We start from the raw sequence: 17,227 nt of genomic DNA on the forward strand, positions 1-17,227 counted from the left end.
TACAGAAGATAAAGAAGTAAGGGGCCTAATAATATGATTAAATTTACTTTAAAATCAGTAGTGCTAACCATTTTTTTACTGTGCGTCGTATTTTTAGGAATGCAGACGGCTCAGCAAGGGTTGATTAAAATGAAGGGATATAATGATCCTTCGATTGAACATGTTATTAATGTGTCTAAAACGTCAGATGGTCAGGTGGAAGCTGCTGTTTTAGGTTCAAAAAAAGTCGTGAACATTGATGAAAAACAGCAGTTTTTAGAAAAACGAAAGGCTTTTAACTTTTTCTCCTCGCTAGGTCAAAGTCTAGCGGAAGGCGTGAAAAGTACAATAGGAAAAGCTTTTAAGGCTATCCATCATCTTCTTAATTAAAAGCAGAATCTCTTTCTGCTTTTTTGTATGGAAAAATCCCCAATGGAATGCTTATTGAATGTTGACGAATGTGTTGTTATAATTTAGTTTAGTGTATTTTGCCGATTTTCAGTAGGAGTGAAAAAAATATGGATAGAGAAGCAAGATTGAAACGACAATCGAAAATCAGAAACTTTTCGATTATTGCTCATATAGACCACGGTAAGTCAACATTAGCAGACCGTATTTTAGAAAAAACAAATGCGTTAACACAGCGAGAAATGAAAGCTCAGCTTTTAGATTCAATGGATTTAGAACGTGAACGTGGAATTACCATTAAATTAAATGCTGTGCAGCTTCAATACAAAGCAAAAGATGGAGAAGAGTATACTTTTCATCTAATTGACACACCGGGACACGTCGATTTTACATATGAAGTGTCGCGAAGTTTAGCCGCGTGTGAAGGTGCTATTCTAGTAGTAGATGCAGCTCAAGGTATTGAAGCTCAAACACTAGCAAACGTATATTTAGCGCTTGATAACAACCTTGAAATTTTACCTGTCATTAATAAGATTGACCTGCCGAGCGCAGAGCCAGAGCGAGTGCGCCAAGAGGTTGAAGACGTAATTGGATTAGATGCGTCGGAAGCTGTATTAGCTTCAGCTAAAGCAGGAATTGGAATCGAAGAAATTTTAGAACAAATTGTTGAAAAAGTGCCTGCTCCTGAAGGGGATCCAGATGCACCGCTTCAAGCACTAATCTTTGATTCATTTTATGATGCATACCGAGGTGTAGTCGCATCTATTCGTATCGTACAGGGACGAGTAAAAGTAGGCGACAAAATTAAAATGATGGCAACAGGAAAAGAGTTTGAGGTAACGGAGCTAGGTGTGTTAACGCCAAAAGCCGTTGCTAAAGATGAACTTTCTGTTGGCGACGTAGGGTTTTTAACAGCAGCTATTAAAAACGTTGGAGATACGCGAGTAGGGGACACGATTACTCTTGCTAAGAACGGAGCAAGTGAACCTCTTCCTGGTTATCGTCGTCTGAATCCAATGGTATACTGCGGACTGTATCCGATTGATACAGCGAAGTATAACGATCTTCGTGAAGCACTAGAGAAGCTAGAGCTAAATGACTCTGCACTTCAGTTTGAACCAGAGACGTCTCAGGCCTTAGGGTTTGGTTTCCGATGTGGATTCTTAGGACTGCTTCACATGGAAATTATCCAAGAGCGTATTGAGCGCGAATTTAAAATTGATTTAATTACAACAGCTCCAAGCGTTATTTATGACGTGTATTTAACAGACGAGACTCATCTGTCTGTAGATAACCCGTCTAATATGCCGGACCCACAAAAGATTGAACGCGTGGAAGAACCATATGTGAAGGCAACGATGATGGTACCAAACGATTATGTAGGTGCTGTGATGGAGCTTTGTCAGAAGAAGCGAGGCAACTTTATTGATATGCAGTACTTGGATGCTAATCGCGTTAGTATTGTATACGAAATTCCGCTGGCTGAAATTGTATATGATTTCTTTGATCAATTAAAATCAAATACAAAAGGCTACGCGTCGTTTGACTACGAGCTTATCGGATATCAGCCTTCGAAGCTTGTGAAGATGGATATTCTCTTAAACGGTGAAACGGTCGATGCGCTGTCCTTTATCGTTCACAGAGATTCAGCTTACGATCGTGGTAAAGTCATTGTAGAAAAGCTTAAAGAGCTTATTCCACGTCAACAGTTCGAAGTGCCGATTCAAGCGGCAATCGGTCAAAAAATTGTGGCGCGTTCAACCATTAAAGCCATTCGCAAAAACGTTTTAGCAAAATGTTACGGAGGAGATATCTCTCGTAAACGTAAACTTCTTGAAAAACAAAAAGAAGGTAAAAAACGTATGAAGCAGGTCGGTTCTGTTGAAGTACCGCAGGAAGCATTCATGGCTGTGCTTCGCATGGACGAAGATTAATAGCTCAAATTCTATTATTTAACATGTCAAATTAGTTTTGAAAATGAAGCTAATCTGATACGATAGTAAAGAGTTTTGAGCGCTGTAAATAAGTGTGAACGAACATAGATAAAAATACCGCAGAGAGACTCTGCGGTATTTTTATCATTTATAAATGTGATTGAGGTGAAAGTCCATGGTGAAGGCAGCATATCTGCATATCCCGTTTTGTCATCATATTTGTCACTATTGTGACTTTAATAAAGTGTTTTTCAAAAACCAGCCCGTTATGCCGTATTTGGAAAGCATGCGAGAAGAAATGAAACAAACAGTCGAACGTTATCCAACGACCAATTTAAACACGATATTCGTTGGGGGTGGAACGCCCACAGCCTTAGATGAACAGCAGCTGGAGTATTTTTTAGAATCCATTCGTATGTATCTTCCTTATGACGAGAAAGGTGAGTTTACATTTGAAGCGAATCCGAATGAATTGACAAAAGAAAAGCTTCAGCTTCTCCATGACTATGGCGTGAATCGTTTAAGCATTGGTGTACAAACGTTTAATGAAAGATTATTGGAGAAAATTGGACGTGTGCATTCAAATAGACAGGTATTTGATTGTGTTGAGCAAGCGAGAAAGATTGGAATGTCGAATATAAGCTTAGACTTAATTTATAGCTTGCCAGAACAAACGGTAGCTGATTTTTCTTCGACGCTTCAAACCGCTTTTTCATTAGAAGTAGAGCATATGTCTGCCTATTCGTTAATTATTGAACCTAAAACGGTATTTTATAATTTAATGAATAAAGGGAAGCTGCCGCTGCCTGCTCAAGAAGAAGAAGCAGCTATGTATGAGCTGCTTATGAAAGAAATGGACAAACAAGGTTTTCGTCAATATGAAATCAGTAATTTTGCAAAGCCAGGGTACGAGAGTATTCATAATCTAACATATTGGAACAACGACGATTATTACGGAATTGGCGCAGGTGCACATAGCTATATTGACGGAATAAGACGAGCAAATATTGGACCATTAAAAAAGTACATTGATTCAGTCGAGCAAAAAGGAAATGCATATCTTAATGAAGTGAGCGTGACCGAGGCTGAAAAAATGGAGGAAGAAATGTTTCTGGGCCTTCGTAAAACGCAAGGAGTCTCAAAAGAGGAGTTTAAGAAAAAATTCAATCGAGAATTAAAAGATGTATTTGGAGAACCTATTCGAGAATACAAAGAGAAAGGACTTTTGGGTGAAGACAATAGCTCCGTCTTTTTAACACACAATGGTCGATTTTTGGGGAATGAAGTTTTTCAAGCCTTTATTGGGATAATCTAATATCAAATCGTTGACATCGCTATAGTGATTTGGTAATTTATTATTAGATTTAGCACTCAGAGTTTTAGAGTGCTAACAGAGGTGATGAAGCGTGCTTACTGATCGACAGTTATTAATTTTACAAGTCATTATTGATGATTTCATTCGATCTGCGCAGCCGGTAGGCTCTCGAACATTATCTAAGAAAGAAGAGTTTAATTTTAGTTCGGCTACGATTCGTAATGAGATGTCAGACCTAGAAGAACTTGGATTTATTGAAAAAACTCATACTTCTTCAGGGCGCGTTCCGTCTGAGAAAGGCTATCGTTATTATGTTGATCATCTAGTGTCCCCGCAGCACTTGAAAGCAAGCGATGTTTCTACGGTACGTTCGGTATTTGCTGAACGCATTGTAGAACTGGAGCAACTCGTTCAAAAGTCAGCGCAAATTTTATCTGATTTAACGAGTTTAACGTCCATTGTGCTAGGGCCAAAAGCGGTCAGTCATAAGTTAAAACAGCTGCAGATTTTACCTTTAACGGCTCAGTCAGCTGTTGCGATCATTGTGACGGATACAGGACATGTTGAAAGTCGGACGATTACGCTGCCGAGCAGTATTCAACCTTCCGATATTGAAAAGATGGTTAACATTTTGAACGAAAAGCTCATCGGCGTTCGTATTACGGATTTACATGATAAAATGTACAAAGAAGTAGCGACGCTCTTAAAAAGCCATATTCAAGGGTATGAGCAGACGATGGATATACTCAATGATGCATTAAAGCTCAACATGAATGGCAAATTAGTAGTTGGCGGCAAAACGAATATGTTTGCTCAGCCGGAATTTCATGATCTTAATAAAATTCGCGGGCTGTTCAACATTATTGAACATGAACAGCAGTTTTATAAGCTGCTAAGCCCAAATGAGGCTGGCATACATGTGAAAATTGGTCATGAAAATAAGTTGAATGAAATGGTAGGGTGCAGCTTAATTACAGCTAGTTATTCTTTTGGTCACGAACAGCTTGGCACAATTGCTATACTGGGACCGACCCGCATGGAATATGCGCGTGTGATTAGTTTGCTTACACTGCTATCATCAGATATGTCTCAAGTGTTAACAAACTTGTATAAAGAATAAAGGAATCGGGTGGAATATATTACTTCCATCCTTTCCCTGTGATAAAATAAAAATCGTTGTTTAAAATGTGAAAATGTGTGTAAACATTTAAGGGAGGTGAATGAATTGTCAAACGAAAAGCAAGTAGAAGAACAAAACGAAGAAGTGGTTGAAGAAGTTCAAACAGAAGCTGCTGAAGCAACTGAAGCTGAAGCGTCTGAGGAAGTAAACCCTCTTCAACAAGAAAATGATCAATTAAAGCAACAGCTTGAAGAAGAAGAGAATCGCTACTTACGTCTACAAGCTGATTTCGATAATTTCCGTCGTCGTTCACGTCTCGATGCAGAAGCTGCTCAAAAATACCGTGCTCAATCATTGGTTGCGGATATTTTACCAGCACTTGATAACTTTGAACGTGCATTACAAGTTAACACAGCGGACGAACAAACCAAATCTGTGCTGCAAGGTGTAGAAATGGTATACCGTCAATTGGTAGAGGCACTTCAAAAAGAAGGTGTTGAAGCAATTGAGTCAGTTGGGAAAACATTCGATCCATACGAGCATCAAGCAGTGATGCAAGTAGAAGACGGTGAATACGAACCGAACACGGTAGTAGAAGAGCTTCAAAAAGGTTACAAATTAAAAGATAAAATCATCCGCCCTGCGATGGTTAAAGTTAATCAATAACACTACATATTATGAAGGAGGTCATTGTCAATGAGTAAGATCATTGGTATCGATTTAGGTACAACTAACTCTTGTGTTGCTGTATTAGAAGGCGGCGAACCAAAAGTAATTCCAAATCCAGAAGGAAACCGTACAACGCCATCAGTTGTGGCATTCAAAAACGGTGAGCGTCAAGTTGGGGAAGTAGCGAAACGTCAAGCTATTACAAATCCTAACACAATTATTTCAGTTAAACGTCATATGGGTACAGACCATAAGGTGGAAGCTGAAGGCAAGCAATACACGCCTCAAGAAATGTCAGCTATCATTCTTCAACATTTAAAAGGTTATGCTGAAGAGTATTTAGGTGAGCCTGTAACAAAAGCTGTTATCACAGTTCCTGCTTACTTTAATGATGCTGAGCGTCAAGCAACAAAAGATGCTGGTAAAATTGCTGGTTTAGAAGTAGAGCGTATTATTAACGAGCCTACTGCAGCAGCACTTGCATACGGATTAGAAAAAACAGATGAAGATCAAACAGTTTTAGTTTATGACCTTGGTGGCGGTACGTTTGACGTATCTATTCTAGAACTTGGCGACGGCGTATTTGAAGTTCGCGCAACTGCAGGTGACAACCGCCTTGGTGGTGACGACTTTGACCAAGTAATCATCGACTATTTAGTAGCTGAATTCAAAAAAGAAAACGGCGTTGATTTAAGCAAAGATAAAATGGCGCTTCAACGTTTAAAGGATGCGGCTGAAAAAGCGAAAAAAGATTTATCAGGCGTAACATCTACACAAATTTCTTTACCATTTATCACTGCTGGAGAAGCTGGTCCTCTTCACTTAGAGGTATCTTTATCACGTGCTAAATTTGACGAGTTATCAGCAGGTCTTGTAGAGCGTACAATGGCTCCTGTGCGTCAAGCTTTAAAAGATGCAGGTCTTTCTGCAAGCGAACTTGATAAAGTAATCTTAGTTGGTGGTTCAACTCGTATCCCAGCCGTACAAGATGCAATCAAAAAAGAAACTGGTCAAGATCCTCATAAAGGTGTAAATCCTGATGAAGTAGTTGCACTTGGTGCAGCAATTCAAGGTGGCGTATTAACTGGTGATGTAAAAGACGTTGTATTACTAGACGTAACGCCTTTATCACTAGGTATCGAAACAATGGGTGGCGTATTTACAAAGCTAATTGAGCGTAATACGACAATTCCAACAAGTAAATCACAAGTATTCTCAACGGCTGCAGATAGCCAAACGGCTGTAGATATTCACGTTCTTCAAGGTGAGCGCCCAATGTCTGCAGACAACAAAACGCTAGGACGTTTCCAATTAACAGACATTCCTCCTGCACCACGCGGAGTACCTCAAATCGAAGTATCATTCGATATTGATAAGAACGGTATCGTAAACGTTCGTGCAAAAGATTTAGGTACAAACAAAGAGCAGGCTATTACAATTAAATCTTCAACTGGTTTATCAGATGACGAAATCGACCGCATGGTAAAAGAAGCGGAAGAAAACGCAGATGCTGATAAGCAACGTAAAGAAGAAGTGGAACTACGCAACGAAGCAGATCAATTAGTGTTCACTACTGAAAAAACATTAAAAGATCTTGAAGGAAAAGTAGAAGAAGCTGAAGTAACAAAAGCTAACGAAGCAAAAGATGCTTTAAAAGCTGCGATTGAAAAGAATGACCTTGAAGAAATCAAAGCGAAAAAAGATGAACTTCAAGAAATCGTTCAAGCGTTAACTGTAAAATTGTATGAGCAAGCTCAACAAGCTCAGCAAGCAGGTGAACAAGGCGCTCAAAATGATGATGTTGTAGATGCAGAGTTTGAAGAAGTAAACGACGACAAAAAATAATGCATCTTGACGACTAACGTGAATGACGCCATGGTGCGATTCACATCTTTTTAAAAAGTCAAAGTCAAGCTTATTTCTTGGCTTTGACTTTTTTAACGTGGAAAAGCGAAAGGGAAAGTTTTTCTCTTGGCTCTCTGCGTGCACGGGAGCAATAGAAAGTAACTTTTATGTTGCTATGGAATTATTAATAATGATACAATTACGTTTATGTGAAACGATTCGGGAGTGAGTATTGATGAGTAAGCGAGATTACTATGAAGTACTCGGTATCAGTAAGAGCGCTACAAAAGATGAAATAAAAAAAGCATACCGCAAGCTTTCTAAACAATATCATCCAGATATTAACAAAGCGGAAGATGCTGCTGACAAATTTAAAGAAGTAAAAGAAGCATATGAAGTATTGAGTGATGACCAAAAAAAAGCACAATACGATCAATTTGGTCATACTGATCCAAATCAAGGCTTTGGCGGCTTTGGTGGAGGCGGCTCAGACTTTGGCGGCTTCGGCTTTGAAGATATTTTCAGCTCAATCTTTGGTGGTGGTGGTCGCAGACGTGACCCTAATGCTCCGAGACAAGGTGCCGATTTACAATATACGATGACACTTTCTTTTGAAGAAGCTGTTTTCGGAAAAGAAACAACAATTGAAATTCCACGTGAAGAAACGTGTGAAACATGTCACGGTTCAGGTGCAAAACCTGGAACAAAAGTTGATACATGTTCGCACTGTAATGGTTCAGGTCAGTTAAACGTTGAACAAAACACGCCGTTTGGCCGCGTGGTAAATCGACGTGCGTGCCATCATTGTAATGGTACGGGAAAAATCATTAAAGACAAATGTGCAACGTGCCACGGTGACGGTAAAGTAACAAAACGACGTAAAATTAATGTTAAAATTCCAGCTGGTGTAGATGATGGTCAACAGCTGCGCGTTAGTGCTCAAGGAGAACCAGGGGTAAATGGTGGTCCTCCGGGAGATTTATACGTAGTGTTCCACGTGCGCACTCATGAATTCTTTGAACGTGATGGAGACGATATCTACTGCGAAATGCCTTTAACGTTTGCTCAGGCAGCGCTAGGTGATGAAGTAGAAGTACCAACTCTACACGGCAAGGTGAAGCTGAAGATTCCTGCTGGTACACAAACGGGGACGAAATTCCGTTTAAAAGGAAAAGGTGTGGCAAACGTACGAGGGTATGGTCAAGGAGATCAGCATATTCACGTTCGCGTTGTAACGCCAACAAAAATATCAGAAAAACAAAAACAATTATTGCGTGAGTTCGCTGAACTGAGCGGTCAAGAAGCCGTTGATGAGCAGCATGATTCCTTTTTTGCAAAAGTAAAACGAGCAATTAAAGGAGAATAATTGTCTTTCATAGTAAACAGAGACAGGTTGGTAAAGGTACTTTGCCAACCTGTCATCTGTCATGTTCATATTTAAAATTCTATATTACTGAAGGCAGAAAGGATGAAGTTGGTAGCAATGAAATGGTCTGAAATTTGTATTCATACAGCGCAAGAAGCAATTGAACCCATCTCTCATATTTTACATGAATCAGGAGCTAGCGGGGTAGTTATTGAAGATCCTGCTGATTTAGTGAAGGACAGAGATACAACTTTTGGTGAAATCTATGATTTAAACGTAGAAGACTACCCAGAGGAAGGTGTAGTGATTAAAGCATACCTTCCAGTTAACAGCTTTTTAGCAGAAACTGTGGATGGTATCAAAAAAGAAATTAATGGACTGCTTGTTTACGACTTTGATTTAGGAGCTAACAAAGTTACGATCAGTGAAGTGAACGAGGAAGAGTGGGCCACAGCTTGGAAAAAATATTACCACCCCGTGAAAATTTCAGAGCGTTTTACGATTGTACCAACTTGGGAAAACTATGAAAAAGTAAGCACAGATGAATTGATTATCGAGCTTGATCCCGGAATGGCTTTTGGTACAGGTACGCATCCAACGACGGTTATGTCTCTTCAAGCATTGGAAAGAACAGTGAAAGCAGGAGATACCGTTATCGACGTAGGTACAGGTTCAGGAGTGCTAAGTATTGGCGCAGCTCTGTTAGGAGCAAGTAATGTACAAGCTCTAGATCTTGATGAAGTAGCCGTACGTTCTGCCCGCGAAAATATTGAACTGAATCAAGTTGGAAATATCGTAACAGTAGGTCAAAACAACTTATTGCAAGGTATAGAAGGACCGGTTGACATTGTTGTGGCGAATATTCTAGCTGAGGTAATCGTTCGTTTTGTAGACGATGCTGCAAAGGTATTAAAGCCAGGAGGCATGTTCATTACATCAGGTATTATTAGTGCGAAAAAAGAAGATGTCAAAAAAGCGTTAACGGGAGCGGGCTTTGTTATTCAAGAAGTAACGCTTATGGAAGACTGGGTAGCAATTATTGCGCAAAAACAAGCTTAACAAGTGAGAAGGTGTCAAGATGCAACGTTATTTTCTGCCAAATGATCAATTTCAAGAGCAAAGTGTCACAGTGACACAAGATGATGCCCATCATATCTCACGCGTCATGAGAATGAATGAAGGATCACAGTTTATTGCCTGTAATGAACAGGGGCAAGCTGCTTTGTGTGAAATTGAAAATATTTCCGCTAACGAAGTGAAAGCATCTATTATAGAATGGATAAGCGAAGAAAAAGAGCTTCCAGTCCATGTTACAATTGTGAACGGTCTGCCTAAAGGGGATAAGCTCGAGCTTATTATCCAAAAAGGGACAGAACTTGGGGCGTATAGGTTTATCCCTTTTATTGCGGCTCGTTCAGTTGTTAAATGGGATGATAAAAAGAGTCAAAAAAAATTAGATCGCTGGAACAAGATTGCTAAAGAGGCTGCAGAACAATCTCATCGTACGATTGTACCAGCAGTAGAAGCCCCAATTTCTTTTAAAAAACTAGTAGAAATTAGCGGTGACTATACTCATAAAGTTGTAGCCTATGAAGAAAGAGCAAAGCAAGGAGAAACATCTCATCTGCACGCTGTTCTTTCAGCTTTAAAACCCGGCAATTCCGTGCTTGTGGTTGTAGGCCCTGAAGGTGGTTTGACCGAGCAGGAAGTAGAAGTATTAGAAGAAAATGAATTTACAATAAGCGGATTTGGTCCGCGGATTTTACGAGCAGAAACAGCTCCTTTATATGCGCTGTCTGCTATATCTTATCAAACTGAGTTAATGAGGTGACGATTATGTCAACAGTTGCTTTTCACACGCTAGGGTGTAAAGTAAATCACTATGAAACAGAAGCAATTTGGCAATTGTTCAAAGGCCAAGGCTATGAGCGTGTTGAATATGAACAAACTGCCGATGTATATGTAATTAATACATGTACGGTAACAAATACAGGAGACAAAAAAAGCCGTCAAGTTATTCGCAGAGCTGTGCGAAAAAATCCAGATGCGGTTATTTGTGTAACGGGGTGTTATGCTCAAACTTCGCCAGCTGAAATTATGGCAATTCCTGGCGTTGATATCGTAGTAGGTACACAAGATCGTGTTAAGATGCTTGATTATATTGAACAATTTAAAAAAGAGCGTCAGCCGATTAACGGTGTAGGAAACATTATGAAAACACGCGTATATGAAGAGCTAGATGTACCGGCATTTACAGACCGTACGCGTGCTTCGTTAAAAATTCAAGAAGGCTGTAACAACTTCTGTACATTCTGTATTATTCCATGGGCGCGCGGTTTAATGCGATCTCGTGATCCTAAAGAAGTAGTAGCACAAGCACAGCAGCTAGTGGATGCGGGCTATAAAGAAATCGTGTTAACAGGTATTCACACTGGCGGATACGGAGAAGACATGAAAGATTACAATCTTGCCCAGCTTCTTCGCGATTTAGAATCTCAAGTAAAAGGACTAAAACGTATTCGTATTTCGTCAATCGAGGCAAGCCAAATTACGGACGAAGTGATAGAGGTACTAGATCAGTCAGAAATGGTTGTACGTCATTTGCATATTCCTCTTCAATCAGGTTCAAATACGGTATTGAAGCGCATGCGTCGTAAGTATACAATGGAGTTCTTTGGTGAGCGCTTAAACCGTCTGAAAGAAGCTCTTCCTGGATTAGCGATTACATCAGATGTGATTGTCGGGTTCCCAGGTGAGACAGAAGAAGAGTTTATGGAGACGTATAACTTTATTAAAGAGCACGGTTTTTCAGAGCTTCACGTATTCCCGTATTCTAAACGTACAGGTACGCCAGCAGCTCGTATGACCGACCAAATTGATGAAGAAGTAAAAAATCAACGTGTGCATCGTTTAATCGAACTTTCAAATCAATTGGCAAAAGAATATGCTTCAACGTTTGAAGGAGAAGTACTGGAAGTAATTCCGGAAGAAAAATATAAAGAAGACCCTGAAAGTGGTTTATACGTAGGATATACCGATAACTACTTAAAGGTAGTGTTTAAAGCTTCGGAAGAAATGGTTGGAAAGCTTGTAAAAGTTAAAATTACAAAAGCTGGATATCCTTATAATGAAGGTGAGTTTGTTCGCGTGCTAGATGAGGTTCATCTTCAAGATCAGGTGAAAATGAGCTCATAACACTTATTGGAAAGCTGCGTGTTTACGCAGCTTTTTTCATACGTATAAAACAGCTGAGCGAGTAATGTTTTATCAAGAAAGTTCATAAAATAAAGGGGGAATAACTGCATTACTTTATGTAAAGCGGTTGACCTTAAGGAATCATTATATTATAATTGCAAAAGACATGTCTAACATGTCATTTCATTATGATGTTAGTGGTTTTGTTCGGAGGGAGGGAATTAGAATGTCAAGAACAGTTGTTCGTAAAAACGAATCGCTTGAAGATGCTCTTCGTCGCTTCAAACGTTCAGTTTCAAAAACTGGTACGTTACAAGAAGCAAGAAAGCGCGAATTCTATGAAAAGCCTAGCGTAAAGCGTAAGAAGAAATCTGAAGCTGCTAGAAAACGCAAGTTCTAATAAGAGGGTGGATTTATGAGTCTTCTCGAGCGTTTAAATAGTGATATGAAACAAGCGATGAAAAACAAAGAGAAAGAGAAGCTTGGGGTCATTCGTATGGTCAAAGCATCTCTTCAAAACGAAGCCATTAAGTTAGGGACTGACCTAACTGAAGCAGACGAGTTGACGGTTATTTCTCGCGAATTCAAACAACGTAAAGACTCCCTCCATGAATTTGAGAAAGCAGGTCGTCAAGATCTTGTTGATAAAATTCATTCTGAATTAGCGGTTTTAGAAGTTTACGCTCCTAAACAGCTAACCGAAGAAGAGTTATCTGAAATTATTAAAACGACGATTGAAGAAACGCAGTCTTCCTCTAAAGCTGATATGGGGAAAGTTATGGGAGCGCTTATGCCGAAAGTAAAAGGCAAAGCGGATGGCTCTCTTGTTAATAAGCTTGTCCTTCAACACTTATCATAAAAAACACCTTACCTTGTGTAAGGTGTTTTTTATATGGATAATAATCGAACTTATGTTTTGTTTTTCTAGTGTAAAGAAGAAAATAGATAAATTTTAAAAAATTTGAAACTATTGTTAAAGTTATTCGTATATACAGGTACATACTCATACTATCTATGGAAGGAGGGAAGTGTATTCGGTGAAAACCTTATTTTCTTTCGCGTGCTTTCTTATTTTAGCCACTGGGTTATTCCCCACTATTAGCACCGCTGACGTGAAGCGCGTACACGTTATTCCTGTCAATAAAACGGTAGAAAATGGATTGCTTTCTTTTTTAAACAGATCCATTGAAGATGCGGAAAATGACGGTGCAGATTTGATTATATTGGACATAGATACTCCTGGAGGAGCTGTAGATGCAGCTTCTGAAATAGCTAAAAGCTTAACCTCAACACCTATTCCTACCGCTGCTTTTGTCGATAAAAAAGCATTATCAGCCGGAGCGTATATTGCACTTAACGCCGATCAAATTTATATGACACCCGGTTCTACAATGGGATCGGCAGCTGTGATTGACCAACAGGGAAATGCAGCAGGAAAAAAAGCTCAGTCTTATTGGTTATCTGCTATGAAGAGCGCAGCAGAACAAAATAACCGAAACCCTAAATATGCAGAAGCGATGGCAAACACAAAGATGGTAATACCTGAGCTCAACTTAAAAGGAAACGAATTGCTGACGCTCACTCCGAAGCAAGCCGAGCAAGTTGGTTATTCAGAAGGAACTGTAAAAAATTTAGATGATCTCCTGAGCGTACTTGGCTATGAAGATGCTAAACTGACGTATGCAAAAATGAGTGTAAGTGAACAAATTGCTCGTTTTCTTACCCATCCGCTTGTTGTTCCCATTTTATTATCCATTGGTGCTTTAGGAATTGTAATTGAATTGTTTGCGCCTTCATTTGGTATTGCGGGCTCTATTGGAGTCGCTTCACTTCTTTTATTTTTCTATGGTCATATGGTAGCAGGATTAGCAGGAATGGAAGCCCTCGTTTTATTTATAGCAGGAATTATACTGCTTCTGTTAGAGATTGTAGTACCAGGCGGAGTTTTAGGACTGCTAGGGCTTGGAGCTATCATTTTAAGTTTTTTTATGTCAACAGATAATAATATCGAAATGGGAATTTCTCTTGTAATTGCAATAGTGGTGGCACTGGGAGGTGCGTTTGTGATGATGAAATTTTTTAAAAGAAAGCTTACACCTTTCAAAAAAATGGTGCTTAATGATTCACTTAATACCGAATCTGGTTATGTATCGAATCAAAATCGTTATGAATTAATAGGAAAGCAAGGTAAAACAACAACACCGCTGCGTCCTTCAGGTACCGTGCTCATCGATGAAGAGTATGTGGATGTAGTCACTGAAGGCGGATATTTAGACAAAGATGTGTTAGTAAATATTATAAAAGTAGAGGGATCAAGGGTTGTGGTGCGGAAGCTCACAGAGCCTTTGAAAAAGGAGGACCTTAATTAATGGAAGTAGGTAGCGTATTGTTTTTTGTAGTTATTGGTCTAGCAATTATTGCTTTAGCTGTTTTTTTCACTTTTGTACCGATTATGCTATGGATCTCAGCATTAGCAGCAGGCGTTCGTATTAGTATTTTCACATTGGTCGGAATGAGACTTCGTCGAGTGATACCATCTCGCGTTGTGAACCCGTTAATTAAAGCAAGTAAAGCAGGTTTAGGCATTACCATTAATCAGTTAGAAAGCCACTATTTAGCAGGCGGTAACGTTGACCGCGTGGTAAATGCGTTGATTGCAGCGCACAGAGCAAATATTGAGTTAACATTTGAGCGCGGAGCAGCTATCGACTTAGCGGGCCGTGATGTGCTAGAAGCTGTACAAATGAGCGTTAATCCAAAAGTTATTGAAACACCTTTTATTGCAGGGGTGGCTATGGATGGAATCGAAGTCAAAGCAAAAGCTCGAATTACCGTTCGTGCAAACATTGATCGACTAGTAGGGGGAGCTGGAGAAGAAACGATTATTGCCCGTGTTGGCGAGGGGATTGTTTCTACAATCGGTTCACAAAAAGATCACAAAAAAGTATTGGAAAATCCTGATATGATTTCTCAAACAGTTTTAGGAAAAGGGTTGGATTCCGGAACAGCATTTGAAATCTTATCCATCGATATTGCTGATATCGATATTGGTAAAAATATTGGGGCAGTTCTTCAAACAGACCAGGCGGAAGCAGACAAAAATATTGCACAAGCAAAAGCCGAAGAACGTCGCGCTATGGCCGTTGCTCAAGAACAAGAAATGCGTGCAAAAGTAGAAGAAATGCGTGCAAAAGTAGTAGAAGCAGAAGCAGAAGTACCATTAGCGATGGCAGAAGCACTGCGCTCTGGCAATATTGGCGTCATGGATTATATGAATATTCAAAACTTGACTGCTGATACGGATATGCGTGATTCAATTGGAAAAATGTCTAAAGAAGACGATGAGAAATAATGAATCAGTTTAACAAGGAGGTTTTCTCCTAATGAATATTGTTGAAACGCTTATTAAACTAATTATTAATAATGCTTTCATTTTTGTCATCATTGGAGGGATTATTTTTAATGTTGTGCAGCGTTTTATGGCTCAGTCAAAAGAGGAAGAGCAGCAGCGTTCTAAAAGAGCTCCTATGCCTCCTGTAAACAATCCTTCAAGGCGGGAAAGACCTAGATATCGTCCTGTCAAAGAAGAGCCAAAAACAGCTCGTATGGAGCCGGAAACTGTTCCTTCAGCAGAAACAAATCCTTTGCAAGGAAAACTGGAAGAGCTGAAAAACCGTTCGTATCATGAACCGTCTATTCAAAAGAAAATCACAGTTGAAAAACCAAAAATCACGGGTGAGAAAAACGTTTTTCAGCCCATTTCTCGTAAAGAAGCTGTTCAAGGAGTGATATGGTCCGAAATTCTAGGGCCGCCAAAATCGAAACAACGTAAATATAAACGATAAATAGATGTGATACATTAACCCCCTTTCTCATAAACATGAGATGAAAGGGGGTTCTTTTTATGAGCAAAAAGTGGAGACACCAAATGAAAAGATGGATGACAAAAACAATGGAACTACCCGCTGATGTATTAATGGATCTTCCCCGTATTACGTTAGTTGGACAAATACACATTTATATTGAAAATCATAAAGGTTTATTAGCCTTTTCTGATACTGAAATACGCGTGTTACTAAAACAGGGACAAATGTTAATTCGAGGTGAAGGACTGGTCATTAAAGTAATACTGCCGGAAGAACTGGTTTTAGAAGGTAAAATCAATCAAGTTCTTTATTTAGAACAATAACACAAGGAGGAAAAAAATGAAGAATGGATGGACAAACTTTGTTATTGGTACCGTACGTATTCGAATTGTTGGAAAAGGAATTGAACGTTTTTTAAATAATTGTGTGAGACAACAGATTATGATTTCGAATGTCCATAAAGTTGACGGTCAGCTAGCGACAGCAACGATATTATTGAAAGATGTAAAGAAAATTCGTATACTAATTCGCAACGCAGACTGTAAAATTTATTTTATAAGAGGCCGAGGTTTTCCTTTTTTAACAAAACGAGTGATCAAAAATAGTGGGTTTGCTTTAGGTTTTCTTTCTTTTTTTATTATTCTTGGTTTGCTTTCCAACATGGTGTGGAAAGTGGAAATTAGCGGTGCAGAACCACAAACAGAACATCAAATGACTAAGCAGCTAGCCAAAATAGGTGTAAAAAGAGGAGAGTTTCAATTTCTGTTAGAGAGTCCTGAAAAAATTCAGCGCTATTTAACGGATAATATGAACAATATTACCTGGGTGGGAGTAGAAGTGCGCGGCACTTCTTATCACTTCCAAGTGGTTGAAAAAAATGAGCCCAAGCCTCAGCAAAAAACACCTTACCAACATTTAATTGCTAAAAAGAAAGCCATTATTACGAATTTGTTTGTCGAAAAAGGACAACCTTTAGTCAAGGTTAATGATTTTGTCAATGAAGGCGAGGTCTTAGTTTCCGGTATTATTGGAAACGAAAAAAATAAAAAAGTAGTAGCTGCTAAAGGGAAAGTCTACGGTGAGACATGGTATAAGTCTGAGGTGGAAGTGCCTTTAAAAACTGATTTTCAGGTATTAACGGGTAATGGATATACGAAGCACTATTTAGATTTTCAAGCTTTTAAAATGCCTCTTTGGGCTTTTAACAAAGAGAAATACGGCTCAAAGGTGACAGAAAAAGTGGAGCATCCACTCTATTTTTTTAAATGGAAATTACCTCTGTCGTATGAGAAAGTTGCTGTACGAGAAGAACAGAACTCGCAGCGCGTCTATTCTAAACAAGAGGCGGTGGAAAAAGCTTTGGAAATCGGTCGAAAAAAATTACTATCAACTTTAGGTGAGGATGCTAAAATAAAAGGTGAAAAAGTTTTGCACCAAGAACAGGACAATGGTAAAGTTAGATTATCAATACATTACCAAGTTATAGAAAATATTGCGAACACTCAACCAATTATTCAAGGAGATTGATGA

General features: G+C 39.1%; 17 protein-coding genes. All 17 read left to right on the forward strand.

The window, feature by feature from the left end:
- Positions 1–33 precede the first annotated feature (33 nt).
- The 17 genes from ACOZIR_RS01695 to yqfD all read left to right on the forward strand — a co-directional run bounded on the left by ACOZIR_RS01695 (position 34) and on the right by yqfD (position 17,224).
- On the forward strand, positions 34–369 hold the full coding sequence (locus ACOZIR_RS01695; RefSeq protein ID WP_014458177.1) for a DUF3679 domain-containing protein: 336 nt from the start codon (positions 34–36) through the stop codon (positions 367–369).
- A 128-nt stretch (positions 370–497) separates the two neighbouring features.
- Positions 498–2,321 carry a translation elongation factor 4 gene (gene lepA, locus ACOZIR_RS01700; RefSeq protein WP_013059246.1) on the forward strand — a complete coding sequence of 608 codons (1,824 nt, stop codon included), beginning with the start codon at positions 498–500 and terminating at the stop codon, positions 2,319–2,321.
- A gap of 175 nt (positions 2,322–2,496) precedes the next feature.
- Positions 2,497–3,636 carry a radical SAM family heme chaperone HemW gene (gene hemW / locus ACOZIR_RS01705; protein ID WP_045292086.1) on the forward strand — a complete coding sequence of 380 codons (1,140 nt, stop codon included), beginning with the start codon at positions 2,497–2,499 and terminating at the stop codon, positions 3,634–3,636.
- A gap of 91 nt (positions 3,637–3,727) precedes the next feature.
- Positions 3,728–4,756, forward strand: a complete 1,029-nt coding sequence (gene hrcA, locus ACOZIR_RS01710) for a heat-inducible transcriptional repressor HrcA (protein WP_013059244.1) — start codon at positions 3,728–3,730, stop codon at positions 4,754–4,756.
- Between the two features lie 105 nt (positions 4,757–4,861).
- The gene (grpE, locus tag ACOZIR_RS01715) at positions 4,862–5,422 is read left to right on the forward strand and encodes a nucleotide exchange factor GrpE (RefSeq protein WP_088049222.1); all 561 of its coding nucleotides are present in this window, start codon (positions 4,862–4,864) and stop codon (positions 5,420–5,422) included.
- A 30-nt stretch (positions 5,423–5,452) separates the two neighbouring features.
- Positions 5,453–7,270 (forward strand): molecular chaperone DnaK, encoded by a 1,818-nt coding sequence (gene dnaK, locus ACOZIR_RS01720; protein WP_013059242.1) that lies wholly within the window; start codon positions 5,453–5,455, stop codon positions 7,268–7,270.
- Between the two features lie 235 nt (positions 7,271–7,505).
- Positions 7,506–8,636 carry a molecular chaperone DnaJ gene (dnaJ, locus tag ACOZIR_RS01725; RefSeq protein ID WP_013059241.1) on the forward strand — a complete coding sequence of 377 codons (1,131 nt, stop codon included), beginning with the start codon at positions 7,506–7,508 and terminating at the stop codon, positions 8,634–8,636.
- Positions 8,637–8,753: 117 nt separating this feature from the next.
- Entirely contained in the window at positions 8,754–9,695 is a 942-nt protein-coding gene (gene prmA, locus ACOZIR_RS01730; protein ID WP_028411654.1) for a 50S ribosomal protein L11 methyltransferase, read from the forward strand.
- Between the two features lie 19 nt (positions 9,696–9,714).
- On the forward strand, positions 9,715–10,467 hold the full coding sequence (locus ACOZIR_RS01735) for a 16S rRNA (uracil(1498)-N(3))-methyltransferase (RefSeq protein ID WP_045292084.1): 753 nt from the start codon (positions 9,715–9,717) through the stop codon (positions 10,465–10,467).
- A 5-nt stretch (positions 10,468–10,472) separates the two neighbouring features.
- Entirely contained in the window at positions 10,473–11,831 is a 1,359-nt protein-coding gene (mtaB, locus tag ACOZIR_RS01740) for a tRNA (N(6)-L-threonylcarbamoyladenosine(37)-C(2))-methylthiotransferase MtaB (protein WP_045292083.1), read from the forward strand.
- 226 nt (positions 11,832–12,057) lie between these two features.
- Positions 12,058–12,231, forward strand: a complete 174-nt coding sequence (gene rpsU / locus ACOZIR_RS01745) for a 30S ribosomal protein S21 (RefSeq protein ID WP_013059237.1) — start codon at positions 12,058–12,060, stop codon at positions 12,229–12,231.
- 15 nt (positions 12,232–12,246) lie between these two features.
- Positions 12,247–12,690 carry a GatB/YqeY domain-containing protein gene (locus tag ACOZIR_RS01750; RefSeq protein ID WP_013059236.1) on the forward strand — a complete coding sequence of 148 codons (444 nt, stop codon included), beginning with the start codon at positions 12,247–12,249 and terminating at the stop codon, positions 12,688–12,690.
- 178 nt (positions 12,691–12,868) lie between these two features.
- Positions 12,869–14,200: an NfeD family protein gene (locus tag ACOZIR_RS01755; RefSeq protein ID WP_328120125.1), complete on the forward strand. Its 1,332-nt coding sequence runs from the start codon at positions 12,869–12,871 to the stop codon at positions 14,198–14,200.
- Complete coding sequence (gene floA, locus ACOZIR_RS01760) at positions 14,200–15,183, forward strand: flotillin-like protein FloA (protein ID WP_013059234.1); 984 nt, start codon at positions 14,200–14,202, stop codon at positions 15,181–15,183. Before ACOZIR_RS01755 ends, floA begins: the two co-directional genes overlap by 1 nt.
- A gap of 31 nt (positions 15,184–15,214) precedes the next feature.
- The gene (locus tag ACOZIR_RS01765; protein WP_071270579.1) at positions 15,215–15,676 is read left to right on the forward strand and encodes a hypothetical protein; all 462 of its coding nucleotides are present in this window, start codon (positions 15,215–15,217) and stop codon (positions 15,674–15,676) included.
- Between the two features lie 59 nt (positions 15,677–15,735).
- Positions 15,736–16,020 (forward strand): sporulation protein YqfC, encoded by a 285-nt coding sequence (gene yqfC, locus ACOZIR_RS01770; RefSeq protein WP_013059232.1) that lies wholly within the window; start codon positions 15,736–15,738, stop codon positions 16,018–16,020.
- A 16-nt stretch (positions 16,021–16,036) separates the two neighbouring features.
- Positions 16,037–17,224, forward strand: a complete 1,188-nt coding sequence (gene yqfD, locus ACOZIR_RS01775; RefSeq protein WP_028411649.1) for a sporulation protein YqfD — start codon at positions 16,037–16,039, stop codon at positions 17,222–17,224.
- The last annotated feature ends 3 nt before the right edge of the window (positions 17,225–17,227 follow it).

The organism is Priestia sp. D3YE.R1, assembly GCF_049199565.1.
GTDB classification, from domain to species: Bacteria; Bacillota; Bacilli; order Bacillales; family Bacillaceae_H; genus Priestia; species Priestia aryabhattai.

Bases quoted from the DNA above. Each gene is read 5' to 3' on its own strand.
- ACOZIR_RS01695 (WP_014458177.1), top strand. From the start codon at position 34: ATGATTAAATTTACTTTAAAATCAGTAGTGCTAACCATTTTTTTACTG.
- lepA (WP_013059246.1), top strand. From the start codon at position 498: ATGGATAGAGAAGCAAGATTGAAACGACAATCGAAAATCAGAAACTTT.
- hemW (WP_045292086.1), top strand. From the start codon at position 2,497: ATGGTGAAGGCAGCATATCTGCATATCCCGTTTTGTCATCATATTTGT.
- dnaK (WP_013059242.1), top strand. From the start codon at position 5,453: ATGAGTAAGATCATTGGTATCGATTTAGGTACAACTAACTCTTGTGTT.
- dnaJ (WP_013059241.1), top strand. From the start codon at position 7,506: ATGAGTAAGCGAGATTACTATGAAGTACTCGGTATCAGTAAGAGCGCT.
- prmA (WP_028411654.1), top strand. From the start codon at position 8,754: ATGAAATGGTCTGAAATTTGTATTCATACAGCGCAAGAAGCAATTGAA.
- ACOZIR_RS01735 (WP_045292084.1), top strand. From the start codon at position 9,715: ATGCAACGTTATTTTCTGCCAAATGATCAATTTCAAGAGCAAAGTGTC.
- mtaB (WP_045292083.1), top strand. From the start codon at position 10,473: ATGTCAACAGTTGCTTTTCACACGCTAGGGTGTAAAGTAAATCACTAT.
- rpsU (WP_013059237.1), top strand. From the start codon at position 12,058: ATGTCAAGAACAGTTGTTCGTAAAAACGAATCGCTTGAAGATGCTCTT.
- ACOZIR_RS01750 (WP_013059236.1), top strand. From the start codon at position 12,247: ATGAGTCTTCTCGAGCGTTTAAATAGTGATATGAAACAAGCGATGAAA.
- floA (WP_013059234.1), top strand. From the start codon at position 14,200: ATGGAAGTAGGTAGCGTATTGTTTTTTGTAGTTATTGGTCTAGCAATT.
- ACOZIR_RS01765 (WP_071270579.1), top strand. From the start codon at position 15,215: ATGAATATTGTTGAAACGCTTATTAAACTAATTATTAATAATGCTTTC.
- yqfC (WP_013059232.1), top strand. From the start codon at position 15,736: ATGAGCAAAAAGTGGAGACACCAAATGAAAAGATGGATGACAAAAACA.
- yqfD (WP_028411649.1), top strand. From the start codon at position 16,037: ATGAAGAATGGATGGACAAACTTTGTTATTGGTACCGTACGTATTCGA.